This window comes from Chromobacterium alticapitis, from assembly GCF_002924365.1.
Taxonomy (GTDB): Bacteria; Pseudomonadota; Gammaproteobacteria; order Burkholderiales; family Chromobacteriaceae; genus Chromobacterium; species Chromobacterium alticapitis.
Genome location: NZ_PQWB01000017.1, coordinates 1 through 24,474, shown reverse-complemented (window position 1 = coordinate 24,474; position 24,474 = coordinate 1). Strand labels below are relative to the sequence as shown.

Here is a 24,474-nt window from a genome sequence, read left to right as displayed (position 1 = left end):
GGATTGGGCGTAACCATGACGATGGCGCCACGCGCTGTTGCAGAATTTCCCCCGTGTCGCCCAGCGGCGCTGGGCGGCGGACAGCCGCGCGCGGTGATCGCCCCTATCCGGCAGTGTATGCCGATTAAGCGGCGTCACTTTAACACCAATCAAATTTCTTGCGCGCGCCATGTAACAAAACAACAGTGCATTTGGCATGCGGCCGCGGTTTTCCGTAGGGCGGAAGCCCGGCCTAGCCGGGCGTTCCGCCGCGCCCATCTTTACCATCCGAACACACTGGCCCCGCGACAAGATGGCGGATCGCCCCTCGCGGGGCATCCGCCCTACGGCTGGATCAGCACTCGAACATCGCGCGCGCGGTGCGCAGCATCTGGCAGCTGAAACCCCACTCGTTGTCGTACCAGGCCAGCACTTTGACCAGATTGCCGCCGGTCACCTTGGTCAGCGTGGCGTCGAAGGTGGAGGCCTGCTCGGTGTGGTTGAAGTCGCCGGACACCAAGGGCAGGGTATTGAAGCCCAGAATGCCCTTCATCCGGCCATCGGCCGCTCCCTGCAGGATTTCGTTGACTTCTTCCTTGGTGGTGTCGCGCATCGCGGTAAACGTCAGGTCCACCAGCGAAACGTTGATGGTGGGCACGCGCACGGCGAAACCGTCCAGCTTGCCCTTCAGCTCCGGCAGCACCAGGCCGACGGCCTTGGCCGCGCCGGTCTTGGTGGGGATCATATTGTCGGTGGCGGAACGGGCGCGGCGCAGGTCCTTGTGCTTGACGTCGGTCAGCACCTGGTCGTTGGTGAAGGCGTGGATGGTGGTCATCAGGCCCTTCTTGATGCCCAGCGCGTCGTGCAGCGCCTTGGCCACCGGAGCCAAACAATTGGTGGTGCAGCTGGCGTTGGACACCACGGTCATTGCCGGCGTCAGCACGTCATGGTTCACGCCGTAGACGATGGTGGCGTCCACATCGTCGCCGCCCGGCGCGGAGATCAGCACCTTCTTGGCGCCGGCGGCCAGGTGGGCCTGGCACTTTTCCTTGGTGGTGAAGGAGCCGGTGCATTCCAGCACCAGGTCCACGCCCAGCGCCTTCCACGGCAGCTCGGCCGGGTTGCGGGTGCTGAAGAACGGTATCTTGTCGCCATTCAGGATCAGATGTTCGCCGTCCTGCTCCACGGTGCCGGGGAAGCGGCCATGCACGGTGTCGAACTGGGTCAGGTGGGCGTTGATGGCCAGGTCGCCGGAGGCGTTGACCGCCACCACCTTGAAGTCGTCGTGCAACTTGTTTTCGTAGATGGCGCGCAGAACTTGGCGGCCGATGCGGCCGTAACCGTTGATGGCGAGGCGGATGGTCATGCTTCTCTCTTCTCCAGAATGCTTCATGTAGTGGCGACACTACATGGCAAGGCAAAAAAAGACCACCGCGACGCCGCGGTGGTCTGTTGATTTCTTAGCGCAGCACGGCGCGGGTCTTGGCGACCACGTTCTCCACCGTGAAGCCGAATTCCTTGAACAGCTGGCCGGCCGGGGCGGATTCGCCGAAGTGGTCGATGCCGACCACGTCGCCTTCCAGGCCCACGTACTTGCGCCAGAAGTCCGGATGGCCGGCTTCGATGGCCACGCGCGGCAGGCCCGCCGGCAGCACGCTTTGCTGCCAGCCCTTGTCCTGGGCGTCGAACACATTGGTGCAGGGCATGGACACCACGCGCACGGCGATGCCTTCGGCCGCCAGCGTTTCCTGCGCCTTCAGCGCCAGCTCCACTTCGGAGCCGGTGGCGATCAGCACGGCGCGCGCGCTCTCGGCGTCGCGCAGCACGTAACCACCCTTGCGGATGGCGGCGACCTGGGCCTCGTCGCGGGTGACGAAGGGCAGGTTCTGCCGGCTCAGGATCATGCTGGACGGCGTGTGCTTCTGCTCGACGGCATGCGCCCAGGCCACCGCGGTTTCCGTGGTGTCGCACGGACGCCAGGTGTGGTGGTTGGGGATGTAGCGCAGGGTGGCGGTCTGTTCCACCGGCTGGTGGGTCGGGCCGTCTTCGCCCAGGCCGATCGAGTCGTGGGTGAACACGAAGATCGGGTTGATCTTCATCAGCGAGGCCATGCGCAGCGCGTTGCGGGCGTATTCGCTGAACATCAGGAAGGTGCCGCCGTACGGACGCAGGCCGCCGTGCAGGGTCATGCCGTTCATGATGGCGGCCATGCCGAACTCGCGCACGCCGTAGCTGATGTAATTGCCCTGGCCTTCGCCGTCTATCCACTTGGAGCCGGACCAGTTGGTCAGGTTGGAGCCGGTCAGGTCGGCGGAACCGCCTACGAATTCCGGCAGGGACGGCGACAGCGCTTCCAGCGCGATCTGGCTGGCCTTGCGGGTGGCCACGGTCTGGGCGGCGTCGTTGATCTTGGCCAGCGCGGCGGCCTGAGCGTCGGCCCAGCCTTGCGGCAACTCGCCCTTCATGCGGCGCTCGAACTCGGCGGCCAGCTCCGGATGGGCGGCGCGGTAGGCGTCGAAGCGCTTGTTCCATTCGATCTCGGCCACGGCGCCCTTGTCGCGGGCGCTCCACTCGGCGTAGATCTCGGCCGGCACTTCAAACGGCGCGTGCGGCCACTTCAGCAGTTCGCGGGAAGCGGCGATTTCGGCCGCGCCCAGCGGCGCGCCGTGGCAATCGTGGCTGCCCTGCTTGGAGGGGGCGCCGAAACCGATGGTGGTCTTGCAGCAGATCAGCGTCGGCTGGTCGGCGCTCTTCTTGGCGGTTTCGATGGCGGTGGCGATCTCGGCCGGATCGTGGCCGTTGACGTTGCGGATCACTTGCCAGCCATAGGCCTCGAAGCGGGCCGGGGTGTCGTCGCTGAACCAGCCTTCGACGTGGCCGTCGATGGAGATGCCGTTGTCGTCCCAGAAGGCGACCAGCTTGTTCAGGCCCCAGGTGCCGGCCAGCGAGCACGCCTCGTGGCTGATGCCTTCCATCAGGCAGCCGTCGCCCAGGAACGCATAGGTGTTGTGGCCGACGATTTCATGGCCGTCGCGGTTGAACTGGGCGGCCAGCATTTTTTCGGCCAGCGCCATGCCCACCGCGTTGGTGATGCCTTGGCCCAGCGGACCGGTGGTGGTTTCGATGCCAGGCGCGTAGCCGTATTCCGGGTGGCCCGGCGTCTTGGAGTGCAGCTGGCGGAAATTCTTGAGGTCGTCGATGGAGAGATCGTAGCCGGAGAGGTGCAGCAGGCTGTAGATCAGCATCGAGCCGTGGCCGTTGGAGAGGACGAAGCGGTCGCGGTCGGCCCAGGACGGGTTGGCCGGATTGTGCTTCAGGTGATCGCGCCACAGGACTTCGGCGATATCCGCCATGCCCATCGGCGCGCCCGGGTGGCCGGATTTGGCTTTTTCCACGGCGTCCATGGCCAGGAAGCGGATAGCATTGGCAAGCTCGGTGCGGGTAACCATTTCGGTAAAACCTCAAGACTATTTGGGAACCGGTACGACGGTTCATCCCTATGCGCTCATGCTGCCGGCGACAGGGCACACCGTCGCAAAACCGCCGGATTATCGCCGATTTTGGCGCTTTCCGGCAACCGGCCCGCCGCCCCGCAAATTGAGTAGAATCAAGCAGAACCATGGCTGGATGGCATGGTCTAGCTGTATTTCCCCAAATCACGGCGCAAAACGCGCCGCAACGGAGGCCAAATATGCAGTCATTCGACACCCCGCCCCTTGCCCGCAAAGTGGCCGCCGGCCGCGGCTGGCGCTGGTGCGTGGAGGCGTTTCACATCGTACGCGAGCAACCGCTGACCTGGGTGCTGCTGACCCTGGTCTATCTGCTGATCCATTTCGCCATCCACTCCGTGCCCTTCATCGGCGGGCTGATCGGCGCCGTCATCGGCCCGGTGTTCGCCGGCGGCTTCATCCTGGCCGCGCGCAAGTCCGAACGCGGCGAGGAGCTGGAGCTGGCCGACCTGTTCGCCGGCTTCCGCCTGATGCCCGGCCCGCTGCTGCAGGTGGGCGCGATGTTCTTCGCGCTGATGGTGGCGGCGATGATGGTCGTCGGCATTGTCGGCATGTCCACCGGCGTGATGAGCGGCGTCCTGGGCAATCATGCGATGCATCCCGGCGCGATGGGCGAGCTGTCGCTGTTCTCTGGCGACTTAGCACCGGCAGCATCGCACCCGGGTGCGGCGGGTGGCTTCCTAGCCCTGCTGGCGCTGACGATGTCGGCGGTGATGTTCGTCGTCAGCCTGAGCTACTGGTTCGCGCCGTCGCTGGTGGCGCTGGACCGCGTGTCGCCGTGGCAGGCCATCCTGGCCAGCCTGCGCGCCGGCTTGTCCAACTGGCTGCCCATGCTGGTGGCCGGCCTGGCGCTGGGCCTCTTGCTGATTCCGGTCATGCTGACGCTAGGCCTGGGCCTGCTGCTGTGGTGCCCCATCGCCTTCGTCACGGCCTACACCAGCTGGAAAGACGTGTTCGGCCAGCCGTCGGCTCAGCCGTAAGCCGGCTCGATCGGCAAAACGAAACGGGCAGCCTGGGCTGCCCGTTTTCGCGCGCGGCGGCTCAGCGCTCGACCACGGCCAAGGCGAAGCCGTCGTAGCCCTTGGCGCCAACCGTCTGCATCGCGGTGGCGGACAGACGCGGGTGCTCGCCCATCAGCTCGATGAAACGGCGTATGCCCTGGACGGCCGGGTCGGCGCTGGAGGCGTCCGCCACCGCGCCGCCGCGCGCCACATTGTCGCCCACGATGACCGTGCCGGGGCGCGACAGCTGCAGAGCCAGCTCCAGGTAGAGCGGGTTGTTGGGCTTGTCGGCGTCGATGAAGATGAAGTCGAACGGCGCTTCGCCCTGGGCGATCAGCCGGCGCAGCGTATCGGCCGCCGCGCCCGGCAGCATCTCCACCTGGTCGGCCAGCCCGGCGCGCCGGATATTGGCTGCGGCGACTTCCACGTGCCGCGGCTCGAACTCCAGCGTGACCAGCCTGCCGTCGGCCGGCAAGGCGCGCGCCAGCCAAATGGCGCTGTAGCCGCCCAGGGTGCCGATTTCCAGAATCCGCCGCGCGCCGTGGATGCGCGCCAGCAGGTTCAAGAACTTGCCCTGGTTGGGCGCCACATGATGGCCGGGCAAGCCGGCGGCCTCGCTGTCGGCCAAGGCCGCCGCCAACACCGCGTCCTGTCTCACCAGTTCCTCGCTGTAGTAATCGTCCAGCGCGGCCCATTGCGCATCGTTCATCGCTGCTCTCCTTAAAAACGGATTCGGATCAAGCTATGCCCTCGCCGCCGTGGGCGACATAGGCCGGCCGCCGGCGCAGCCGCTCGAAATAGGCTTCGGCTCTGGGCAATGCCGGCTTGTCGAACGGCGTCAGCAGCCAGCGCTGCACCGAGACGCCCAAGACAAGGTCGGCCAGGGTGAAGGCATCGCCCAATATCCAACCGTCGCCGATCTGCGTTTCCAGCAAGCGCATCTGCTGGCTCCAGGCGGCCACGCTTTCGGCGATGCGCGCCGGGTCCTGATGCTCCGGGCTGCGGCGGCTCAGGCCGTGGAAAGCATAGGACCAGGCCGGATTCAGGTCGGCGGCCTGCCAGTCCATCCAGCGCTCCACTCGCGCCCGCGCGGCGGGATCGGCCGGCAGCAGGTCATGCCGGCCATGCTTGGCCGCCAAATAACGGCAGATGGCGTTGGATTCGGACAACACGGTGTCGCCGTCCACCAGCGTCGGGATCTGCGCCAGGGGATTCAGCGCCAGGAATTCGGGATCGGATACCGGCCGGAAGCCGCGCCCCCAATCCTCGCGCAGGTAATCGAGGCCGATTTCATGGCAGGTCCACAGCACCTTGCGGACATTGATGGAGTTGGCGCGGCCGAGCAGGCGTAGCATGTCGTCATCCTGATGAGGGGTAGACGATCAGTATAAGCGCAGCCATGCCAAATGTTTATTCGGCGTGATGGATCGCTTGGCTCCGCCCGGCGAAACCCGCGGCCGCCATGGCAGGCAGCCGCGAACCGGGGAAAAGTCAGACGGGGCAGCGCGCCCGTCACACCCTCGTCACTTGGCGGCCACAGGCTCGGATGCGGCCACGGAGGACGGACCCTGGGCATAGTCGATATGGCTGCGCGCTCTATCCGCCTCCGCCTGGCTCGGCGTGTACGCGGTCCAGGCATCGGTTGCCTTCGACCGGTAACGCACCACGCCATGCTCCAGGTCGAAATCGTAATAGGGGAACACTTCGCGCAGGTTGAAGAACAGGGCGGGCAGGAAGAGGACGATGTCGGTCGCGAGGTAGCCGCCGTTGAACTTCAACGGCAACAAGCCGTACAGCGGCGGCTTGCCTTCGGCGGTAGCCTTGAATTCGTAATTGCCGAAGCTGGTGGTGGAGTAGCTGCGGGTTTGCGGCAGGTCCATATTGACCACCTGCTTGTCCTGATGGATGGCTATCGCGGCTTTGGGCGCGGAGCTGCTCATAGTCGTGGTGGCGGCGCAGCCGGACAGGGCCAGCGCGCAGACGGTCAGGGCGAGAATCTTTTTCATCACAGTGTCTGGCTTGTTATTTTGGGAAAACCAAGGGCAACGCGCCGATGGCGGGCGCCATTCTAGCTCTCCGTCATCATTCCGGCCACTTGCGGCGCGGCGCGCTGGCCCATCCCAGCCTCATTCCTCCTCCAGCCCCGCGCGCAGCAGCCGGGCGTGCAGCACCAGATTCTCCAAAGTCAGCCGCGCGGTGGCGGCCAGGTAGACCAGCATGCGCCTGGCCTCGTCCGGCTCCTCGGCGCGGAATGTCAGTTCCCGCTCCAGCAGCGAGTCGACGATCAGCTCGCGCAGATTGCGCTCATCGAAGGGCAGGTCGGCGTAATCGATAGGGTCCTCCGCCTCCACGTCCTCCATCAGGCACAGCAGGCTTTCACGGCACAGCGCGTTCATGGCATGTCCCTCCGTCATCCGGCTTGTCAATTTGAGTGTAGCGGGTTGACGGCAATATCCTTGCCTTTGCAGCTGACGCCACAATCTTTAAGGGAGAAGGGCGTGCCCGTCCAAACGCAGCGCGGGCTGGCCTAGGAGGCATGCCCGCGATTGTCTGCGCAAGAAAAGGCTTGGCCACCCTGCAAGACCTGCGCGCGCCCCGCGTCGAAACCTGGCCGATGGATGCTTTGAACGCCGGTTATCCACAGTCCTTTGCCAAATCGTTTCTTATCCACAACCTTCGCCTAGCCGGCTAGCTGCCCAAGCAAAACGGGCAACCGCCCTATGGCCATTGCCCGTTCTTGCGCCGCCGCTCCAGTCCATGGCGCGAGGCAGGCGGAACGCCCGGCGAGGCCAGGCTTCCGCCCTACAGCAGCACCACGTCGAACTGTTCCTGGGTGTAGCTGGACTCCACCGACAGCGACACCGGCTTGCCGATGAAGTCCACCAGCATGGCCAGGCTCTGCGACTCCTCGTCCAGGAACATGTCTATCACCGACTGCGCGGCCAGGATGCGGTAGCTCTTGGCGCCGTACTGCCGCGCCTCGCGCACGATCTCGCGCTGGATCTCGTAGCACACCGTCTGCGCCGTCTTGATCTCGCCGCGGCCCTGGCAGGTGGGGCAGGGCTCGCACAGTACATGGGCCAGGCTCTCTCGGGTGCGCTTGCGGGTGATTTCCACCAGGCCGAGGCTGGTGAAGCCGTTCAGCGTCACCCGGGTGCGGTCGCGCGCCATGGCCTTGGCTAGTTCGGATAGCACCGCGGCCTGGTGCTCTTCGCTGTCCATGTCGATGAAGTCGACGATGACGATGCCGCCCAGATTGCGCAGCCGCAGCTGGCGCGCGATGACCTGGGTGGCCTCCAGATTGGTCTTGAAGATGGTTTCGTCGAAGTTGCGGTTGCCGACGAAGCCGCCGGTGTTGACGTCTATCGTGGTCATCGCCTCGGTCTGGTCGATGATCAGATAGCCGCCGAACTTCAGATTGACGCGGCGCGCCAGCGCCTTGTCGATCTCGGCCTCGATGCCGTGCAGCTCGAACAGCGGCCGCTCGCCGGCGTAGCGCTCGATCTTGTCCACGGCGATCTGCACGTACTGCTCGGCGAACTCCACCATGCGGCCGTAGTTCTCGTTGGAGTCCACCAGCACCTTGTCGGTGTAGCCGCTGACCATGTCGCGCAGCACGCGCACCGCCAGCGGCAGGTCATCGTACAACAAGCTCTGCGCCGGCAGGGTCTGCGACTTCTGCTGGATGTCGCACCACAGCTTGCTCAGGTACTCGACGTCGGCGGCCAGCTCGTCGTCGCGCGCGGTTTCCGCGCTGGTGCGGATGATGTAGCCCCGCGGGCTATTCGCCGGCAGCAGCTTTTCCAGTCGAGATTTCAGACTGTGGCGTTCGGCGTCGCTTTCAATCTTCTGCGATACGCCGATGTGCTCCTCCTGCGGCAGGTGAACCAGGAAACGGCCGGCCAGCGAGATCTGCGTCGACAGCCGCGCGCCCTTGGTGCCGATCGGGTCCTTGATCACCTGCACCAGGACGGTCTGGCCTTCGAACAGCATTTTTTCGATGCGCTGCGGCTCCGTGGGGTGCTGGCGCTGTTCCAGCACGTCGGCGATGTGCAGGAAGGCGGCGCGCTCGAGGCCGATCTCGATGAAGGCGCTTTGCATGCCGGGCAGCACGCGCTTGACCTGGCCCAGGTAGATGTTGCCGACGATGCCGCGGCTGGCCGCGCGCTCGACGTGCAACTCCTGGACAATGCCTTCTTCCAGCACCGCGACGCGGGTTTCCTGCGGCGTGATGTTGACCAGGATCTGTTCCTGCGGCCGCGGCAAGTCGCGCGGCAATGCTATCGATTGATGCAGCATGATGGTTCTCCGGCTTACGGCAGCTCGAAGCCGAATTCGGCCAGCAGCAGCGCGGTTTCGTGGACCGGCAGGCCCATCACGCCGGTGTAGCTGCCCTCGATATGTTCGATGAACACGCCGGCGCGGCCCTGGATGCCGTAGGCGCCGGCCTTGTCGAACGGCTCGCCGCTGGCGACGTAGCGTTCGATTTCGGCCTCGGACAGCGTCTTGAAAAAGACGTCGGTGACCGAGGTCTTGACGAGCAGCCTGTCGCCCATGCGGATCGCCACGCTGGTGATGGCCTGGTGGCTGCGGCCGGAGAAGGCGCGCAGCATGCGGCGGGCGTCGTCGGCGTTTTCCGGCTTGCCGAAAATCTCGCCGTCCTGGGTCACCGTGGTGTCGGCAGCCAGCAGCGGACGTTCCGGCAGCCCGCAAGAGGCCACCACGCGCCAGCCGGCCTCGGCCTTTTCGCGCGCCAGCCGCTCGGTATAGGCCACGGCGTCCTCGCCGGACCGCACGCTTTCGTCGATGTCGGCGTGGATGCGCTCCAGATTCAGGCCAAGCTGCTCCAGTATCTCGCGGCGGCGCGGGCTGCCGGAAGCAAGATATATTCTATTGTCATTGGCTTTCATGTCAGGCTGCTCGTTTGTTCTTTGGCTGACGCCTAGGTTACCAGAGCGGCAGGCGGCCAACCATCACCACGCCAACACCCTCCGGCGACGGCTACCGCGCGGTCCAAGAGATTCAATCACTTGGCGCGGCATTCCAGAAAGTAAACGCTTGTAAGGGCTATTGCGCTGACCGGCGTCATGATATGACGTTTATTCTTTAAATCGATTGATTTATGCAAATTGAGCTGAGACGGATTGATTTGCTACCATGCGTCTTTCGTCGCCACCGGGCTCCGCCATGCCGCACGCCAGTCTTCCCGCCCGCCAGGCCAATCTGGCCACCGCCGCCGCCATCTTGCTGATCCTGTTCAACCCGCTGGGCATCGACCTTTATCTGCCGGCGCTGCCCGCGCTGCAAAGCCAGTTCCACGCCGACGCCTCCGCCAGCATAGGCGCCTTCGTGTTCAGCCTGGGCCTGGGCCAGTTGCTGTTCGGCCCGCTGGCCGACCGCGCCGGCCGCCGGCCGGTGGCGCTGGGCGGTTTGCTGGTCTACGCGTTGGCCTCCATTCTGGCCAGCCGTTGCGACACGCTGGCAGGCTTCCTGGCCGCGCGGGCCTTGCAAGGGCTGGGCGCCAGCGCCAGCGCGGTGTGCGCCTTCACCATCATCCGCGACTGCTTCTCCGGCAACGCCGCCGCCCGCCGCTACAGCTTGCTCAACGGCACGCTCAGCATCGTGCCGGCGCTGGCGCCCACCTTGGGCGGCGTGTTGATACGGCAGTTCGGCTGGCCATCCTGTTTCGAGCTGCTGGCCTTGCTGGCTCTGCTGGGATTCGCCGCGCTGGCCTGGCGCATGCCGGAAACGCGGCCCGCCGCGCCGCCGCGCGCCGAGCGGATGGGCACCGGCGAGCTGCTGCGCCACCCGGAGCTGCTGCGTTACGGCGCCTGCTGCTGCGCCGCGCTGGGCATGATACTCGGCTATGTCACGCTGGCGCCGGCGGTGCTGATCGCCAGGGGAGGCATGGACGCGACAACTTTCGGCCTGCTGTTCGGCGCCAACGCGCTCTTGATCATGGCGGTCAGCTTCCTCGGCCTGCGCCTGATCGGCCGCTTTTCCCAGCAGACCTTGCTGCACTGGGGCCTGAGCCTGATGGCGCTGGCCGGCGCGCTGCTGCTGGCCCTGTCCGGCCGAACCGAGTCCTGGCACTACATGGGGCCGGTGGCGCTGTTGAGCGTGGGCTTCGCCTTCACCCTGGGGCCGGCCAGCAGCCTGGCGATGGCGCCGTTCGGCCATGCGGCCGGCCGCGCCGCCGCGCTGCTGGGCTGCGGCCAGATGCTGTTCGCCGCGGCGCTGTCGGCCGGACTCGCCGCGCTGCCGCTGCCCGGCGAGTGGGCGCTGGGCGGCGCGGCCCTGCTGCTGTCGCTGGGCTGTCTGCTGGCGCTGCGCCAGCAGGGCGTGCCGGCCCCGGCCGGCGCCTGAGGCGGCCAACTGCCTGAATCGCTTGGGACATTCGCCGCGGCGCGAGTACAATCGCGGCTGTTCCCAAGATTGGCAGATTCATGAGCAAGCACATTCCGCGCAAGCGTTTCGGGCAGAACTTCCTGCAGGACGCCAGCGTCATCGCCGGCATCGTCCACGCGGTCAATCCGCAGCCGGACGATGTCGTGATCGAAATCGGCCCCGGCCTGGGCGCCATCACCAAACCGCTGCTGGCCCGCCTCAAGCACCTGCACGTGGTGGAAATCGACCGCGACATCATCGAGCGTCTCCGCGCCGAGCATCCGGCCGACCGGCTGACCATACACGCAGGCGACGCGCTGGCCTTCGACTTCGCCTCGGTCAGCGAGGCGCCGCTGAAGATAGTCGGCAACCTGCCGTACAACATCTCCACCCCGCTGCTGTTCCACCTGGCCACCTACGGCAACCGCGTCACCGACATGCACTTCATGCTGCAAAAAGAGGTGATCGAGCGCATGGTGGCCGAGCCGTCCACCGCCGATTACGGCCGGCTGTCGGTGATGCTGCAATACCGCTTCTACATGGAAAACATCCTGTTCGTGCCGCCGGAAGCGTTCTGGCCGCCGCCGAAAGTGGATTCCGCCGTGGTGCGCATGATCCCGGCGCCGGGCCGCTGCGGCACGGCGCGCGATGAAGGCTTGCTGGAGAAGCTGGTGAGCCAGGCCTTCGCCCAGCGCCGCAAGACGCTGCGCAACAATCTGAAGGGCCTGGCCGACGTGGCCGACCTGGAAGCCGTGGGCATTGATCCCGGCCTGCGTCCGGAGAACCTGCCGGTGGAAGACTACGTCCGCCTGGCCAACCATTTGTCTGACAAAGGCATTTCGTCCTGACACGAATAAAAAATAACAGCATACTGTCGGACAAACACTACAAAGAAGATCAAGGCGCCGCCCTAGCGGCGCCGCCTCACCCGCAATAGAGAGTCAATAAGGAGAAACTCCATGCGCATTCGCACCTCCGTCATCGCCGGATGTACCCTGGCCGCCCTTGCCGCCCTGGCCACCCAATCCGCCGCCGCCGCCGAGCTGACCGGCACGCTGAAAAAGATCAAGGATTCCGGCGTGATCGTACTGGGCAACCGCGATTCCTCCATCCCCTTCTCGTACTACGACAACAACCAGAAGCCCATCGGCTATTCGGTGGACCTGGCCAACAAGGTCGTGGACGAGGTGAAGAAGGAACTGAAGATGCCGAATCTGCAGGTGCGCTACAACCTGGTGACCTCGCAGAACCGCATCCCGCTGGTGCAGAACGGCACGGTGGACCTGGAGTGCGGCTCCACCACCAATAACGCCGAGCGCGGCAAGCAGGTGGCGTTCTCCGTCGGCATCTTCGAGATCGGCACCCGTCTGCTGACCGCCAAGACCTCCGGCGTCAAAGACTTCCCTGACCTGAAGGGCAAGAACGTGGTCACCACCGCCGGCACCACGTCCGAGCGCCTGATCAAGGCCATGAACGCCAGCAAGAGCTTGGGCATGAACGTGATCTCGGCCAAGGATCACGGCGAATCGTTCCTGATGCTGGAATCCGGCCGCGCCGTCGCCTTCATGATGGACGACGCGCTGCTGTACGGCGAAATGGCCAAGGCCAAGAACCCGGCCAACTGGACCGTGACCGGCAAGTCGCAATCGTATGAAATCTACGGCTGCATGCTGCGCAAGGAAGACCCGGCCTTCAAGAAGGTGGTGGACACCGCGCTCGCCAACACCTTCAAGTCCGGCGAAGTGAACAAGATCTACGCCAAGTGGTTCACCAGCCCGGTGCCGCCCAAGGGCCTGAACCTGAACTTCCCGATGTCCGACGAGCTGAAGGCGCTGCTGGCCAAGCCCACCGACAAGCCGGCCGAATAAGCCCGCCTGGCCGCGAATGCGGCCTTCGCCCTGAAGCTTTGCACGTCGCGCCGCCCGCCAGGGCGGCGGTTTGACCCTGCGCGCCCGCCACCGGACGCCAGGGGGCATCGATCGCCGCGCCGCCGCCCCGGCCGCGCGGCTGGGAGTAGTTGCAATGAATTATCACTGGGACTGGGGAGTCTTTTTCAAGCCGACCGGCGTCGGCAGCGAAATCTATCTGAGCTGGTTCGTCAGCGGCCTGGGCTGGACCCTCGCGGTGGCGCTGTCCGGCTGGATCGTCGCGCTGGCCGTCGGCACCGTGGTCGGCGTGGCGCGCACGCTGCCGCAGCGCTGGGCCGCCGGCCTGGCCACGGCCTATGTCGAGCTGTTCCGCAATGTGCCGCTCTTGGTGCAGCTGTTCGTCTGGTACTTCCTGGTGCCGGACCTGCTGCCCGAAGCGGCGCAGGTTTGGTTCAAGCAGGACCTGGCGCCGGCCACCTCGCAATACCTGTCCGTGGTGGTGTGCCTGGGCCTGTTCACCGCCGCCCGCGTGGCGGAACAGGTGCGCACCGGCATAGAGGCGCTGCCGCGCGGCCAGCGCAACGCGGCCATGGCCATGGGTTTCTCGCTCGCGCAGACCTATCGCCACGTGCTGCTGCCGCAAGCCATGCGCATCATCATTCCGCCCTTGACCAGCGAGTTCCTGAACATCATCAAGAACTCGTCGGTGGCGTCCTTGATCGGCCTGATGGAACTGTTGGCGCAAACCAAGCAGACGGCCGAGTTCTCCGCCAACATCTTCGAGGCTTTCACCCTGGCCACCGTCATCTACTTCGTGCTCAATATGAGCCTGATGCTGCTGATGGCCGCGCTGGAGAAAAAGCTCAGAGTGCCCGGCATGATGGGAGGCAAATAATGGATTTCAGCCAAATCCTTCCGGCCATGCCGGGCTTGTCGCAAGGCATGACGCTGACGCTGAAGATGACGGCAAGCGGTGTGATCGGCGGCGTGGTCCTGGGCATTTTCCTGGCCCTGGCGCGCTTGTCCGACGTCAAGCCCTTGTCGGCGCTAGCCAAGTTCTACATCTATTACTTCCGTTCCATTCCGCTGCTGCTGGTGATTTCCTGGTTCTACCTGGCGGTGCCGCTGCTGCTGAACTGGATCACCGGCACTCTGGAGCCGGTGGGCGCCTTCACCTCCTGCCTGGTGGCCTTCGTGATGTTCGAGGCCGCCTACTTCGCCGAGATCGTGCGCGCCGGCATCCAGGCCATACCCAAGGGCCAGGCCAACGCCGCCTACGCCCTGGGCATGCGCTACCACCAGGTGATGCGCCTGGTGGTGCTGCCGCAGGCCCTGCGCAAGATGATGCCGCTGCTCTTGCAGCAATCCATCATCCTGTTCCAGGACACCTCGCTGGTATACGCTGTCGGCCTGATGGATTTTCTGAATACCGCCCGTTCCAAGGGCGACATCGTCGGCCTGCCGCATGAATTCCTGATATTCGCCGGCACGGTCTACTTCGTGATCAGCTTCGGCGCGTCCCGCCTGGTGAGGCGCCTGCAACAAAGGTTGGCTGTATGACTGCAATGATTTCGCTGAGCAAGGTCAGCAAATGGTATGGCGACTTCCAGGTGCTGACCGACTGCACCACCGAGGTCGCCAAGGGCGAGGTGGTGGTGGTATGCGGGCCGTCCGGCTCCGGCAAGTCCACCCTGATCAAGTGCGTCAACGGGCTGGAGGCGTTCCAGCAGGGCGAGATCGTCGTCGACGGCATCTCGGTGGGCGATCCGAAAACCGACCTGCCCAAGCTGCGTTCGCGCGTCGGCATGGTGTTCCAGCACTTCGAACTGTTCCCGCACCTCACCATTACCGAGAACCTGGCCATCGCCCAGATCAAGGTGCTGGGCCGCAGCCGCGACGAGGCGGTGGACAAGGGCCTGAAGCTGCTGGACCGCGTCGGCCTGAAAGAGCAAGCCGACAAGCACCCCGGCCAGTTGTCCGGTGGCCAGCAGCAGCGGGTGGCCATCGCCCGCGCGCTGGCGATGGACCCGATCGCCATGCTGTTCGACGAGCCGACCAGCGCGCTGGACCCGGAAATGATCAACGAGGTGCTGGACGTGATGACCGGCCTGGCGCACGAAGGCATGACCATGATGTGTGTGACGCACGAGATGGGCTTCGCCCGCCGCGTGGCCGATCGCGTGATCTTCATGGATCAGGGCCGCATCGTCGAAGACTGCGCCAAGGAAGAGTTCTTCGGCAATCTGGACGCCCGCAGCGAGCGAGCGCGCCATTTCCTGTCCAAGATCCTGCAGCACTGACGCGAACCTCCCGCCCGCAAAAAAAGCCCGCGCCTCCGCGCGGGCTTTTCGTTTTCCAGCCCAGGCCGGAATCGGCTTACCACACGCCGGCGTGGAAACCTGCCGGCACCGGGTAGGCGAAGTTGCTGCCGCCGAAGTTGAACGCGCCGGACGAGGTGTTGTTGTACAGCGCGCCAGTGGCCAAGGCCGCCGGGCAGTAGTTGCCGCGCGCCATGCCTGTGTAGATCACCGCATACGGGGCCTTGCCGCCGTTGTACACGCTCAGCGTGCCGGCATCGGCGTCGAAAGCGTAGCCGATGGGCGCCAGCTTGGCGATGGCGGTCTTGTTGATCAGCGTTTCCGCGGTGCGGGTGGAGCCTATGCCCCAGGCCTGGTCATTCTCCACCGCGTAGGTGCCGCTGCCGGTGATGCCGTTGCCGGTCAACTGCGGTCCGGGCGGATTGGTGGCCCAGCCAGCCAACAGCGCGCGCGATGCGGCGTTGCCGGACAACTGCGTCGGGGTCATCTCGAAGTACCATTTGCCGCTGCTCTTGCAAACATTGGCTGCCACAGCGGCGCTGCCGCTGGCCGTCACCTGCAGGGTTCCGGAAGAGAAAGACGCGCAGCCGCTGGCCGCGCCTGAGGCGCAAGCGCCGCTACGGGAGAAACCGTTGCCGATGCCGCTATTGCTGGTGCCATACAGGGTGATCAGGGTGGCGCCCAGCATCACGGTGGCGCTGCGGGTGCCGGCGGCGGACGGCGTGAAGCCGAAGCTGATCTGACAGCCGCCATTGACGGCAATGTCGGCACAGCTATTGGCCGCCACCGAGAAATCGCCCGGATTGTAGCCGCCCAGAGTCGGAGAGATCATGCTGCCGGCGGAGCCGATATTGAGCAGCTTGACGGTTACCAGGCTCGGCGACGGTTTGCCGACGGCCGGCGCTGGCGGAAAATTACGGCTCTCGGATACCACGAACTGGGCCGCCATAGCTTGGCCTGCCAGCAGAGAAGTCAGGGCCAACATGGTTGTTTTGCGATACATGCAATATCTCCATTCCCAAATCCGGTTTTAAGCAAACCGTGTTTACAATATGCCACATATTTAAACATTTCTTATTAAAACAATTTTTATTTACTTATTTGGCATTCCCGTTAGCCAGTAGCCCTGCCTCACGGGCTTCGGCGCTTATCCCATTCGACGCTGATGGGGCAAGGTCACCGCCCCTGTCGCAGCGCCAGCCAGCTCATGATCCGGCCTTCTTGAACCGCAGCCTTTTTACAACACGAAACGCAACCACCCCTCGGCAAAACCCCTACTGTCAGCATTACCGGATAGGATTGCTGAAAACATTTCCAAGCGAATACCGTGAAGAAACTGATCGCCCTGCTACTGCTCTGCCTGGTCTGCGAGACTGCGCTGGCGGAGGCTCGCGAGCTGGTTTTCGCCTACAACGTGTTCGAGCCGTGGAAACGGCTGGACGCGCAGGGCCAGCCGGCGGGGCCGTATACCGAGATCGTGCGCGAACTGGCGCGGCGGCTGGATCTGCGGCTGCGCTTTCTGCACTGCCCGCTGTCGCGATGCCTGGCCAGGATGCAGCAGGGCCGCGCCGATCTGATGATAGGGGTGCGGCAAACGGCCGAACGATCGCAATATCTGGACTTTCTGGAGCCGCCGTTCGCCAACGGCGACCGCCTGGCCTTCTACCAACGCCGCGGCGATCCGCGCGTCATTGCCCGCTATGAAGACCTGTTGCCGCTGAAAGTGGGCGTGTCCGAAGGCGTAAGCTACGCCGCCCGCTTCGACCATGACGCGCGCCTGCGCCGCGACGCCAGCCCCGGCATGGAGTCCGGCTTCCGCAAACTGGCGGAGGGCCGCGTCGACGTGCTGATCGTCAATGAGAGCCAGGGCGCCGCGCTGGCCGCCCGGCCTGAATTCGCCGCCCGCGTGAAACGCGCCGCGCTGACGCTGGACGACCACCACCCCAACCGCCTGGCGCTGGCGCGGCAATCGCCGCTGCAGCCGCAAAAGGCCCGCATCGAGCAAACCCTGCGCGGCATGCAAGCCGACGGCACGCTAGCCCGGCTGCAGCAGGCGGGCCCCATCAAGCCGCGTTAGCCGCCAGGGGTAAATCCGCGCTGGCCGCGAACGGTTGCGGCTGGCATAGTAGGGCTTTCGCACCCTCAACGCAGGACGCTACGCCATGCAAGACTCGCACGCCTGGTCCGGCCGGTTTTCCGAGCCGGTTTCCGAACTCGTCAAGCACTACACCGCCTCCATCGGCTTCGACTACCGACTGGCCGAGGTCGACATCGAAGGCTCGCTGGCCCACGCCGCGATGCTGAACCGATCCGGCGTGCTCAGCGACGCCGACCTGGAAGCGATCCGACGAGGCATGGCGGAAATCCGCGACGACCTCCGCGCCGGCAAGCTGGAATGGAGCGTGGACCTCGAAGACGTGCACATGAACATCGAGCGCCGGCTGACCGACCGCATCGGCGACGCCGGCAAGCGCCTGCACACCGGCCGCAGCCGCAACGACCAGGTGGCCACCGACATCCGGCTGTGGCTGCGCGGCGAGATCGACGCCACCGTCCACCTGCTGTCCGAGCTGCAGCGCAGCCTGCTGGACCTGGCGGAAACGCACGCCGATACGGTGATGCCGGGCTTCACCCACTTGCAAGTGGCGCAGCCGGTCACCTTCGGCCACCACCTGCTGGCCTATGTGGAAATGCTGGCGCGCGACGCCGAGCGCATGCAGGACTGCCGCAAGCGCGTCAACCGCCTGCCGCTGGGCGCGGCGGCGCTGGCCGGCACCACCTACCCGATAGACCGCCATTACACCGCCGAGCTGCTGGGCTTCGACGATGTCTGCCACAACTCGCTGGACGCGGTGTCCGACCGCGACTTCGCCATCGAATTCACCGCCGCGGCGTCGCTGGTCATGCTCCACCTGTCGCGGCTGTCGGAAGAGCTGATCCTGTGGATGAGCCCGCGCGTCGGCTTCATCGACATCGCCGACCGCTTCTGCACCGGCTCGTCCATCATGCCGCAGAAGAAAAACCCGGACGTGCCAGAGCTGGTGCGCGGCAAATCCGGCCGCGTTGTCGGCCACTTGATCGCACTCATCACCCTGATGAAGGCCCAGCCGCTGGCCTACAACAAGGACAACCAGGAAGACAAGGAACCGCTGTTCGACACGGTGGACACGCTGCAAACCACCTTGCGCATCTACGCCGACATGATGCGCGGCGTGACGGTGAAGCCGGAGGCGATGCGCGCGGCCGTGCTGCAGGGCTTCGCCACCGCGACCGACCTGGCCGACTATCTGGTCAAAAAAGGCCTGCCTTTCCGCGACAGCCATGAAGTGGTGGCGCTGGCGGTGCGCCACGCCGAACGCCAGGGCGTGGATCTGGCCGACCTGCCGCTGGCTGCGCTGCAAGGTTTCAGCGCGCTGATCGCCGAGGACGTCTATACCGTATTGACGCCGGAAGGCAGCCTGGCGCAGCGCGACCATGTCGGCGGCACCGCGCCGTCCCAGGTCAAGGCGCAAATCGCCCGCCACCGCGGCCGGCTGGCCTGAGGCCCCGCCCTGCTCCGTCCATGCCGCAGCCCTCCGCCAGGAGGGTTTTTCATTTTTGATTTAATATAAAAGCACTATTTGAAACAAAATGCGATGGGACTGGTTGGATAAAGCGGACAGCCCCGTCGCGGAGACGCGATGAATCCCTTGCATCCCCGCCGCCAGCATCGGCTGTCCCACCTGCTGGCCAGCCTGCTGGTCAGCGCGCTGCCGCTGCTGGCCATCGCCCCGACCCTGGTCTGGCAGGAAAAGCAAGACCTGCGCCGCCAGGCGCAACAACAAGTGGAGCAGGCCCAGGTCCAGGTGGACGAGATTCTGGACCAGGCCGAACTGGCCGGCCGAGCCATCCTGCCCTTGGCAGGCGGCGATTGCGCGGTCGCCGAACCGGAATTGCGCCGCCAGGCCGCCATCGTGCCCTTCGTGCGCAGCACCGCGCTGATGCGCGGCGGCGCCATCTACTGCACCTCGCTGGTCGGGGACATCGCCCACCCCAAGCCCTATGCCTCGCGCTTCGCCGCCGGCCGCCTGTCGCTGCTGCCCGGCAACCGCACCACGCCTGACGTGCCGGTGCTGCACGTCCGGCAAGCCGGTCCGCGCGGCGACGCGATCGCCGCGGTGGACGGCCGCTATTTGCAACTGGCGCTGCAAGACGCCAGCGACAACGCGCCGGTCTATTTGATCGTGGGCCAGCAATGGCTGGGTCCGCGCCGCACCGGCGCCGGCCGGCCGCCTTACCCCGCCCAGATCCAGGCCAGCCGGCAATCGGCCCGCTATCCCTATGCGGTGGCCACCGGCTACGCGCTGCCCGGCAGCCACCAATTGCTGTGGCGCCGCCACGCCGCCCTGCTGCTGGTGGCAGCAGCGCTGGGCCTGCTGGCCGGCGGCACGCTGTACTGGCTGCTGGGCCGGCCGGACTCGCCTAGCGACGAGCTGCGGCGCGCGCTGGACAACGAGGAGTTCGAGGGTTTCCTGCAGCCGCTGGTCAAGCCCGGCCTGCCCGGCTGGCATGGCGCCGAAGTGCTGATGCGCTGGCGCCACCCGCGCGAGGGGCTGATCCGGCCCGATCTGTTCATCCCGCGCGCCGAGGAAAGCGGCCTGATCGTGCCGATGACGCGCCGCATGATGGACAGCCTGGTGCGGCAGCTGGGTCCGCTGCGATTGCCCGCGGGCTTTCATCTAGGCTTCAACATCAGCCGCGCCCACCTCGACGACCCGCGCTTCTACAGCGATTGCGAGACATGGCAGCGCGCGCTGGCCGCCAGCGGCGCGGTGCTGACGCTGGAACTGACCGAGCGCGAGATCATCGCCATCACCCCGGCGGTGGAGGTGCTGTTCCGCCAACTGCACGAGCTGGGCGTGAAGATCGCGCTGGACGACTTCGGCACCGGCCACTCCAGCCTGGTCTACCTGCAACAGCTGGCGGTGGACGGTCTGAAGATAGACCAGAGCTTCGTCGCCGGCATAGGCAGCGACGGCCTTTCCGCCCACATCGTGGACAGCGTGGCCGAACTGGCGGCCAAGCTCGGCCTGGAAACGGTCGCGGAGGGCGTCGAAACCTTAGTCCAGTTCGACTACCTGAGCCGGCTGGGCGTGGGCTGGCTGCAGGGCTACCTCATCGCCCGGCCCATGCCGCTGGACGAGTTCACCCGCCGCTGGCGGGCCGGCGACACCTGGCGCGGCCCGTCCGACGCGGCGCATTAAGCCTGCGCGGCCCGCCGGTACTCGCCCGGCGGCACGCCGGCCAGCCGCTTGAAGGCGCGCTGGAAAGCGGCGTCGCTATCGTAGCCCACCCGCGCCGCCACTTCGGCCAGCGATAAGCGGCTCCCGCCCAGCAAAGCCCGCGCGCGCTGCATGCGCCAGCCCGTCAGGTGGTTCAGCGGCGTGTCGCCCACCCGCGCGCGGAAGTAACGCGCGAAGGCCGAGCGCGACATGCCGGCGCGCGCGGCCATGGCGTCCAGCGTCCACGGCGCGGACAAATCCTCATGCAGCGCGCGCAGCACGGGCGACAGTCGGCGGTCCGCCAGCGCGCCCAGCCATCCCTGCCCCTGGCCGGACAGGCAATGAATGCGCAGCGCCTCGATCAACAGCACATCCACCAGCTTTTGCACCACCAGCCGCGAGCCCAGCGCCGGCGCGGCGTTCTCGCGCGCGATCATCTCCAGCGCGGCCTGCAGCAGCCGCGCCCGCTCCGCGTCCAGCCGCAGGTGCAGCACCGGCGGCAGCAAGGCCATCAAAGGCGCGCCGGCGGCGGCGTCGAACAGAAAGCGGCCTGAGACGATGCCGGTTTCCGCGCCGGCGCCGCCAAAGCGGATCACGCCGTCGACGCGGCCATCGAACACCGTCCCGCACGGCGGCGTCTCCCGCCCCGGCTGGTCCATCAGCCGGAACTGCTGGCCGCCGCTGACAATGAACAGATCGCCAGCCGCCAGCGCCAGCGGCGCGGCCAGACCGGCGCCGTCCAGCAGGCAGCCGCCATGGGCGACGATGCCGAAACGGGCCGACACCTGATGATCAAAAGCGATGCCCCACGGCACGCGCGCCTGCAGCCGCGCGTACAGCGCGCTTTCCACCCGCATCGAGGCGAAAATGTCTTCCAGCAAGTCCATGATGAGTCCGGCACGAATGGTGAAAAAACGGATACGGCCAATCATTCATCATCTCGCCTGGCCGCGGCAAGATGTCCTGGCGATATTTCAAGCAAGGACATCCACGATGCAAAGCTACCGTTTTTCCCGTTTCGGCTCCCTGGACCACCTGAACCGCCGCGACGAGGCCATGCCCGCGCCAGGCCGCGGCGAGGTCTTGCTCAGAGTGCATGCCAGCTCGCTGAACTACCGCGACCTGGCCCTGCTGCACGGCCGTTATCCCATGAGCTGGACGGACGGCCTGATTCCGCTGTCCGACGGCGCCGGCGAGATCATCGCGCTGGGCGAGGGCTGCCGCCGCTTCGCCGTGGGCGACCGCGTGTGCAACAGCTTCTTCCCGGAATGGTTCGGCGGACCGTTTCCGCTGGAACAGGCCGCGCGCCAGTACGGCAGCAATCTGGACGGCTGGCTGTGCCAATACAAGACGGTGAGCGAGGAGGCGCTGGTCCGCGTGCCAGACCATCTGAGCTATGCCGAAGCCGCCGCGCTGCCCTGCGCCGCGCTGACCGCCTGGACCGCGCTGAACGGCCCCAACCCCATCCGAGCCGGCGACACGGTGCTGACCCAGGGCACAGGCGGCGTGTCTTTGTTCGCCGTGCAGTTGGCCAAGCTGATGGGCGCGCGAGTGATCGCCACCACCTCCAGCGCCGAGAAGGCGGAAAAACTGGAAGCCTTGGGCGCGGACGCCGTGATCGACTACCGCGCCGAACCGCAATGGGGGACGCGGGCGCGCGAACTCAGCGGCGGGATGGGCGTGGACCGCATCGTCGAAGTGGGCGGCCAGGGCACGCTGGCGCAATCGCTGGACGCCGTCGCCGTCGGCGGCGAAATCGCCGTGATCGGCTTTCTGGACCAAGGCGGCGCGGCGCTGGACTTCATGCGCTACTTCCTGAGCGGCGCCACGCTGCGCCGCATCGCGGTGGGCCATCGCGAGGATATGGAGGCCATGCTGCGCGCCATCGGCCGACACGGCCTGCGCCCCGTCATAGACCGGGCGTTCCCCTTCGGCGACGCCCGCGCCGCGTTCGAGCATCTGGAAGCGCGCCGCCACTTCGGCAAGGTGGTGATCCAGCACGGGTAAGCGCGAGCGCCGCGGTGTGGCGCGCGCGGGCTGCCGGTCTTGCGCCAAGGCGCGCGGCCGGCTTTTTTTGCATCCCGCATTTGCTAATCCGGGGCCAAATATGTTACTAAAGTAACGTGATTTTCGATTCCGAATAGTTATGAGCCGCTCTCCACGTCACGACAAGATTCTGCAACTGGTCCGCGAAAACGGCTTCATGCCGATTGAAGAGCTGGCCCGTCTGCTCGACGTCACGCCGCAAACCATTCGCCGCGACATCAACCAGCTGTGCGAGGCCAATCTGCTGCGCCGCTACCATGGCGGCGCCGCGCTGGGCAACAGCGTGGAGAACGAGGACTATTTTGCTCGCAAAGGAAAGTTTCAGAGCGAAAAGGCCCATATCGCGGACATGATCGCGCGCAGCATCCCGGACCACGCCTCGCTGTTCATGAGCATAGGCACCACCATAGAAGCGGTGGCGCAGGCGCTGACGGCCACGCACAAGGGCCTGCGCGTCATCACCAACAACATCCACGTCGCCTCCATCATGTCCACCAATCCGGACTTCACCGCGATGATCACCTCCGGCACCGTGCGCGCGTCCGATGGCGGCATCACCGGCGTGGCGACGCTGGATTTCATCAACCAGTTCAAGGTGGACTACGCCATCATCGGCGTGTCCGGCATAGAAACCGACGGCTCGCTGCTGGACTTCGACTACCGCGAAGTGCGCGTGGCCCAGGCGATGATGAACAATGCCCGCCACCGCTACCTGGCGGCGGACCACAGCAAATTCGGCCGCAATGCGCTGGTGCGCATGGGCCACATCAGCGAGTTCCACACCGTGTTCACCGACGCCATGCCGCCGGAGCCGGTCAGCAAGCTCTTGGAAGAGCACAGCGTGCGCCTGGTGCTGTCCGAGGCCTGAGTCCCCGCATCCGCATCCTGTTTCGCGAAACCCGGCCGCAGGCCGGGTTTTCTCATTGCGGCGGCGCAGGCCGCGCCATCTCGCCTGTCGCGCGGGTTCGCCCACGGCGCTGCCCGCGAAAACCTTAGCCGGCGCTCAGCCCGCAAACACATTCGCCGCCATGTAGTCGATAAAAGCGCGCAGCCGCGGCGGCATGGCCGGCGTGGATGGCCAGAGCAGATACAGATTGCCGCTGCGCCTCACCTGGGGCGTCTCCAGCGCCAGCAGCGCGCCGGAAGCCAGCTCGCGGCGGATGGAGAAGTCCGGCATGCAGACGATGCCCATGCCGCGCTCGGCCAGTTCGATCAAGGCCTCTCCGGTATTGCAGCTGGCGCTGACCGGCGGTTCCGCCTCTTCCCCGTCCGCCAACACCAGCGGCCATGGCAGCAGCTTGCCGCTGCTGGGAAAGCGATAGTGCAGGCAGCGATGCCGCGCCAGATCAGTGGCAGAGCCTGGCCTGCCGCATTCGGCCAAATAAGCGGGCGAGGCGGCCAACAACATGTGGTAGCCGCCCAACTTGCGGCCGGACAGCCGCGAATCGCCCGGCTCGCCGCCGCGCACCACCACGTCGAAACCTTCGCCTATCACATCCACCAGCCGGTCGCTGTAATCAAGATCCAGCGCCACCTGCGGGTAGGCGCGCATGAAGCCGGCCAGATGCGGCGTCAGCAAGCCGCTTTCGTGCGGCACGCCCACTTTCAGCCGCCCGCTGGGCGCGGCCAAGCCCTGCTGCAACTCGCGCTCGGCGGCGTCCACTTCGTCCAGAATGCGCAGGCAGCGCGCCAGATACTGCTGCCCCTCGGCGGTCAGCGCCAGCCGCCGCGTGCTGCGGTGGACCAAGCGCGCGCCCAGCCGCTGCTCCAGCCGCTGCAAGCCCTTGCCCACCGCCGAGGCCGACAGGCCCAGCTGCCGTCCGGCCGCCACCAGGCTGCCCTGGCGCGCCACTTGGACGAACAGCTCGATTCCATTCATTTTTTCCACTGCTTGCACCATTGCGGAATTTATTTCCGTTTTAACCGGCATGCTAAACCATTTATCCGTCATGCGCCGGCCTTTAGCATCGTCCCACCTGAATCGTTTTTGGAGTGGATCATGTCTATCGATTTAAGTAATCACGAAAAATTGATTTGAAACTTGTCGCCATAACCACCAAGCAGCGCCGAGATCTCTGCATCCAGCGTTTCGCGGGTCCACGTGA

General features: G+C 65.7%; 23 protein-coding genes. 12 read left to right on the top strand and 11 right to left on the bottom strand.

Going from position 1 to position 24,474, the window contains the following annotated elements; translation table 11 throughout:
- Window positions 1-334: 334 nt before the first annotated feature.
- Window positions 335-1,345 carry a type I glyceraldehyde-3-phosphate dehydrogenase gene (gene gap / locus C2I19_RS03985; RefSeq protein ID WP_103901426.1) on the bottom strand — a complete coding sequence of 337 codons (1,011 nt, stop codon included), beginning with the start codon at window positions 1,343-1,345 and terminating at the stop codon, window positions 335-337.
- A 94-nt stretch (window positions 1,346-1,439) separates the two neighbouring features.
- Window positions 1,440-3,428 carry a transketolase gene (gene tkt / locus C2I19_RS03980; protein WP_103901425.1) on the bottom strand — a complete coding sequence of 663 codons (1,989 nt, stop codon included), beginning with the start codon at window positions 3,426-3,428 and terminating at the stop codon, window positions 1,440-1,442.
- Between the two features lie 242 nt (window positions 3,429-3,670).
- On the opposite strand from tkt, the gene C2I19_RS03975 reads away from it, so the two are divergent.
- Entirely contained in the window at window positions 3,671-4,468 is a 798-nt protein-coding gene (locus C2I19_RS03975) for a BPSS1780 family membrane protein (protein ID WP_103901424.1), read from the top strand.
- A 61-nt stretch (window positions 4,469-4,529) separates the two neighbouring features.
- Here C2I19_RS03975 and C2I19_RS03970 read toward each other — a convergent pair whose 3' ends face one another.
- The 6 genes from C2I19_RS03970 to C2I19_RS03945 form a co-directional block, all read right to left on the bottom strand.
- On the bottom strand, window positions 4,530-5,198 hold the full coding sequence (locus C2I19_RS03970) for an O-methyltransferase (protein ID WP_103901423.1): 669 nt from the start codon (window positions 5,196-5,198) through the stop codon (window positions 4,530-4,532).
- Window positions 5,199-5,226: 28 nt separating this feature from the next.
- Window positions 5,227-5,844: a glutathione S-transferase family protein gene (locus tag C2I19_RS03965; protein WP_103901422.1), complete on the bottom strand. Its 618-nt coding sequence runs from the start codon at window positions 5,842-5,844 to the stop codon at window positions 5,227-5,229.
- Between the two features lie 168 nt (window positions 5,845-6,012).
- A complete protein-coding gene (locus C2I19_RS03960) occupies window positions 6,013-6,495 on the bottom strand; it encodes a putative periplasmic lipoprotein (RefSeq protein WP_103901421.1) in 483 nt (160 codons plus the stop codon).
- 120 nt (window positions 6,496-6,615) lie between these two features.
- On the bottom strand, window positions 6,616-6,885 hold the full coding sequence (locus C2I19_RS03955) for a hypothetical protein (RefSeq protein WP_103901420.1): 270 nt from the start codon (window positions 6,883-6,885) through the stop codon (window positions 6,616-6,618).
- A 406-nt stretch (window positions 6,886-7,291) separates the two neighbouring features.
- Complete coding sequence (gene rng / locus C2I19_RS03950) at window positions 7,292-8,788, bottom strand: ribonuclease G (protein WP_103901419.1); 1,497 nt, start codon at window positions 8,786-8,788, stop codon at window positions 7,292-7,294.
- A 14-nt stretch (window positions 8,789-8,802) separates the two neighbouring features.
- Window positions 8,803-9,399, bottom strand: a complete 597-nt coding sequence (locus C2I19_RS03945) for a Maf family protein (protein ID WP_103901418.1) — start codon at window positions 9,397-9,399, stop codon at window positions 8,803-8,805.
- Between the two features lie 277 nt (window positions 9,400-9,676).
- Between C2I19_RS03945 and C2I19_RS03940 the strand changes: the two genes are divergently transcribed.
- The 6 genes from C2I19_RS03940 to C2I19_RS03915 all read left to right on the top strand — a co-directional run bounded on the left by C2I19_RS03940 (window position 9,677) and on the right by C2I19_RS03915 (window position 15,044).
- Entirely contained in the window at window positions 9,677-10,855 is a 1,179-nt protein-coding gene (locus tag C2I19_RS03940) for a multidrug effflux MFS transporter (protein ID WP_158253633.1), read from the top strand.
- A gap of 80 nt (window positions 10,856-10,935) precedes the next feature.
- Complete coding sequence (gene rsmA / locus C2I19_RS03935) at window positions 10,936-11,724, top strand: 16S rRNA (adenine(1518)-N(6)/adenine(1519)-N(6))-dimethyltransferase RsmA (protein ID WP_103901416.1); 789 nt, start codon at window positions 10,936-10,938, stop codon at window positions 11,722-11,724.
- A 111-nt stretch (window positions 11,725-11,835) separates the two neighbouring features.
- Window positions 11,836-12,744 (top strand): glutamate/aspartate ABC transporter substrate-binding protein, encoded by a 909-nt coding sequence (locus C2I19_RS03930; protein WP_103901415.1) that lies wholly within the window; start codon window positions 11,836-11,838, stop codon window positions 12,742-12,744.
- Between the two features lie 154 nt (window positions 12,745-12,898).
- Window positions 12,899-13,639 carry an amino acid ABC transporter permease gene (locus C2I19_RS03925; RefSeq protein WP_103901414.1) on the top strand — a complete coding sequence of 247 codons (741 nt, stop codon included), beginning with the start codon at window positions 12,899-12,901 and terminating at the stop codon, window positions 13,637-13,639.
- Window positions 13,639-14,304: an amino acid ABC transporter permease gene (locus C2I19_RS03920; RefSeq protein ID WP_103901413.1), complete on the top strand. Its 666-nt coding sequence runs from the start codon at window positions 13,639-13,641 to the stop codon at window positions 14,302-14,304. Before C2I19_RS03925 ends, C2I19_RS03920 begins: the two co-directional genes overlap by 1 nt.
- 5 nt (window positions 14,305-14,309) lie before the next feature.
- Window positions 14,310-15,044 (top strand): amino acid ABC transporter ATP-binding protein, encoded by a 735-nt coding sequence (locus C2I19_RS03915; protein ID WP_103901412.1) that lies wholly within the window; start codon window positions 14,310-14,312, stop codon window positions 15,042-15,044.
- A gap of 76 nt (window positions 15,045-15,120) precedes the next feature.
- Here the strand turns inward: C2I19_RS03915 and C2I19_RS03910 are convergent, their stop codons facing one another.
- Window positions 15,121-16,065, bottom strand: a complete 945-nt coding sequence (locus tag C2I19_RS03910) for a hypothetical protein (RefSeq protein WP_103901411.1) — start codon at window positions 16,063-16,065, stop codon at window positions 15,121-15,123.
- Window positions 16,066-16,389: 324 nt separating this feature from the next.
- Here C2I19_RS03910 and C2I19_RS03905 point away from each other — a divergent pair, with 324 nt between their 5' ends.
- The 3 genes from C2I19_RS03905 to C2I19_RS03895 all read left to right on the top strand — a co-directional run bounded on the left by C2I19_RS03905 (window position 16,390) and on the right by C2I19_RS03895 (window position 20,305).
- Window positions 16,390-17,139 (top strand): substrate-binding periplasmic protein, encoded by a 750-nt coding sequence (locus tag C2I19_RS03905; RefSeq protein WP_103901410.1) that lies wholly within the window; start codon window positions 16,390-16,392, stop codon window positions 17,137-17,139.
- A gap of 85 nt (window positions 17,140-17,224) precedes the next feature.
- Entirely contained in the window at window positions 17,225-18,604 is a 1,380-nt protein-coding gene (argH, locus tag C2I19_RS03900; protein WP_103901409.1) for an argininosuccinate lyase, read from the top strand.
- A gap of 138 nt (window positions 18,605-18,742) precedes the next feature.
- On the top strand, window positions 18,743-20,305 hold the full coding sequence (locus tag C2I19_RS03895) for an EAL domain-containing protein (RefSeq protein ID WP_103901408.1): 1,563 nt from the start codon (window positions 18,743-18,745) through the stop codon (window positions 20,303-20,305).
- On the opposite strand, the gene C2I19_RS03890 is transcribed toward C2I19_RS03895, so the two are convergent.
- Complete coding sequence (locus tag C2I19_RS03890; RefSeq protein WP_103901407.1) at window positions 20,302-21,255, bottom strand: AraC family transcriptional regulator; 954 nt, start codon at window positions 21,253-21,255, stop codon at window positions 20,302-20,304. The two genes, C2I19_RS03895 and C2I19_RS03890, sit on opposite strands and share 4 nt — an antisense overlap.
- A gap of 61 nt (window positions 21,256-21,316) precedes the next feature.
- On the opposite strand from C2I19_RS03890, the gene C2I19_RS03885 reads away from it, so the two are divergent.
- A complete protein-coding gene (locus C2I19_RS03885; RefSeq protein WP_103901406.1) occupies window positions 21,317-22,330 on the top strand; it encodes a zinc-dependent alcohol dehydrogenase family protein in 1,014 nt (337 codons plus the stop codon).
- A 139-nt stretch (window positions 22,331-22,469) separates the two neighbouring features.
- The gene (locus C2I19_RS03880; protein WP_103901405.1) at window positions 22,470-23,237 is read left to right on the top strand and encodes a DeoR/GlpR family DNA-binding transcription regulator; all 768 of its coding nucleotides are present in this window, start codon (window positions 22,470-22,472) and stop codon (window positions 23,235-23,237) included.
- A gap of 135 nt (window positions 23,238-23,372) precedes the next feature.
- Here the strand turns inward: C2I19_RS03880 and C2I19_RS03875 are convergent, their stop codons facing one another.
- The gene (locus tag C2I19_RS03875; protein ID WP_233201100.1) at window positions 23,373-24,248 is read right to left on the bottom strand and encodes a LysR family transcriptional regulator; all 876 of its coding nucleotides are present in this window, start codon (window positions 24,246-24,248) and stop codon (window positions 23,373-23,375) included.
- Window positions 24,249-24,474: the final 226 nt, after the last annotated feature.

Excerpts from the sequence above, each read along its gene's own strand:
- C2I19_RS03890 (WP_103901407.1), bottom strand. The coding sequence starts at position 21,255 with ATGATTGGCCGTATCCGTTTTTTCACCATTCGTGCCGGACTCATCATG.
- argH (WP_103901409.1), top strand. The coding sequence starts at position 17,225 with ATGCAAGACTCGCACGCCTGGTCCGGCCGGTTTTCCGAGCCGGTTTCC.
- C2I19_RS03910 (WP_103901411.1), bottom strand. The coding sequence starts at position 16,065 with ATGTATCGCAAAACAACCATGTTGGCCCTGACTTCTCTGCTGGCAGGC.
- C2I19_RS03960 (WP_103901421.1), bottom strand. The coding sequence starts at position 6,495 with ATGAAAAAGATTCTCGCCCTGACCGTCTGCGCGCTGGCCCTGTCCGGC.
- C2I19_RS03895 (WP_103901408.1), top strand. The coding sequence starts at position 18,743 with ATGAATCCCTTGCATCCCCGCCGCCAGCATCGGCTGTCCCACCTGCTG.
- rng (WP_103901419.1), bottom strand. The coding sequence starts at position 8,788 with ATGCTGCATCAATCGATAGCATTGCCGCGCGACTTGCCGCGGCCGCAG.
- rsmA (WP_103901416.1), top strand. The coding sequence starts at position 10,936 with ATGAGCAAGCACATTCCGCGCAAGCGTTTCGGGCAGAACTTCCTGCAG.
- C2I19_RS03915 (WP_103901412.1), top strand. The coding sequence starts at position 14,310 with ATGATTTCGCTGAGCAAGGTCAGCAAATGGTATGGCGACTTCCAGGTG.
- C2I19_RS03885 (WP_103901406.1), top strand. The coding sequence starts at position 21,317 with ATGCAAAGCTACCGTTTTTCCCGTTTCGGCTCCCTGGACCACCTGAAC.
- C2I19_RS03975 (WP_103901424.1), top strand. The coding sequence starts at position 3,671 with ATGCAGTCATTCGACACCCCGCCCCTTGCCCGCAAAGTGGCCGCCGGC.
- C2I19_RS03930 (WP_103901415.1), top strand. The coding sequence starts at position 11,836 with ATGCGCATTCGCACCTCCGTCATCGCCGGATGTACCCTGGCCGCCCTT.
- C2I19_RS03875 (WP_233201100.1), bottom strand. The coding sequence starts at position 24,248 with ATGAATGGAATCGAGCTGTTCGTCCAAGTGGCGCGCCAGGGCAGCCTG.
- C2I19_RS03945 (WP_103901418.1), bottom strand. The coding sequence starts at position 9,399 with ATGAAAGCCAATGACAATAGAATATATCTTGCTTCCGGCAGCCCGCGC.
- tkt (WP_103901425.1), bottom strand. The coding sequence starts at position 3,428 with ATGGTTACCCGCACCGAGCTTGCCAATGCTATCCGCTTCCTGGCCATG.
- gap (WP_103901426.1), bottom strand. The coding sequence starts at position 1,345 with ATGACCATCCGCCTCGCCATCAACGGTTACGGCCGCATCGGCCGCCAA.
- C2I19_RS03920 (WP_103901413.1), top strand. The coding sequence starts at position 13,639 with ATGGATTTCAGCCAAATCCTTCCGGCCATGCCGGGCTTGTCGCAAGGC.
- C2I19_RS03955 (WP_103901420.1), bottom strand. The coding sequence starts at position 6,885 with ATGAACGCGCTGTGCCGTGAAAGCCTGCTGTGCCTGATGGAGGACGTG.
- C2I19_RS03965 (WP_103901422.1), bottom strand. The coding sequence starts at position 5,844 with ATGCTACGCCTGCTCGGCCGCGCCAACTCCATCAATGTCCGCAAGGTG.
- C2I19_RS03925 (WP_103901414.1), top strand. The coding sequence starts at position 12,899 with ATGAATTATCACTGGGACTGGGGAGTCTTTTTCAAGCCGACCGGCGTC.
- C2I19_RS03970 (WP_103901423.1), bottom strand. The coding sequence starts at position 5,198 with ATGAACGATGCGCAATGGGCCGCGCTGGACGATTACTACAGCGAGGAA.
- C2I19_RS03940 (WP_158253633.1), top strand. The coding sequence starts at position 9,677 with ATGCCGCACGCCAGTCTTCCCGCCCGCCAGGCCAATCTGGCCACCGCC.
- C2I19_RS03880 (WP_103901405.1), top strand. The coding sequence starts at position 22,470 with ATGAGCCGCTCTCCACGTCACGACAAGATTCTGCAACTGGTCCGCGAA.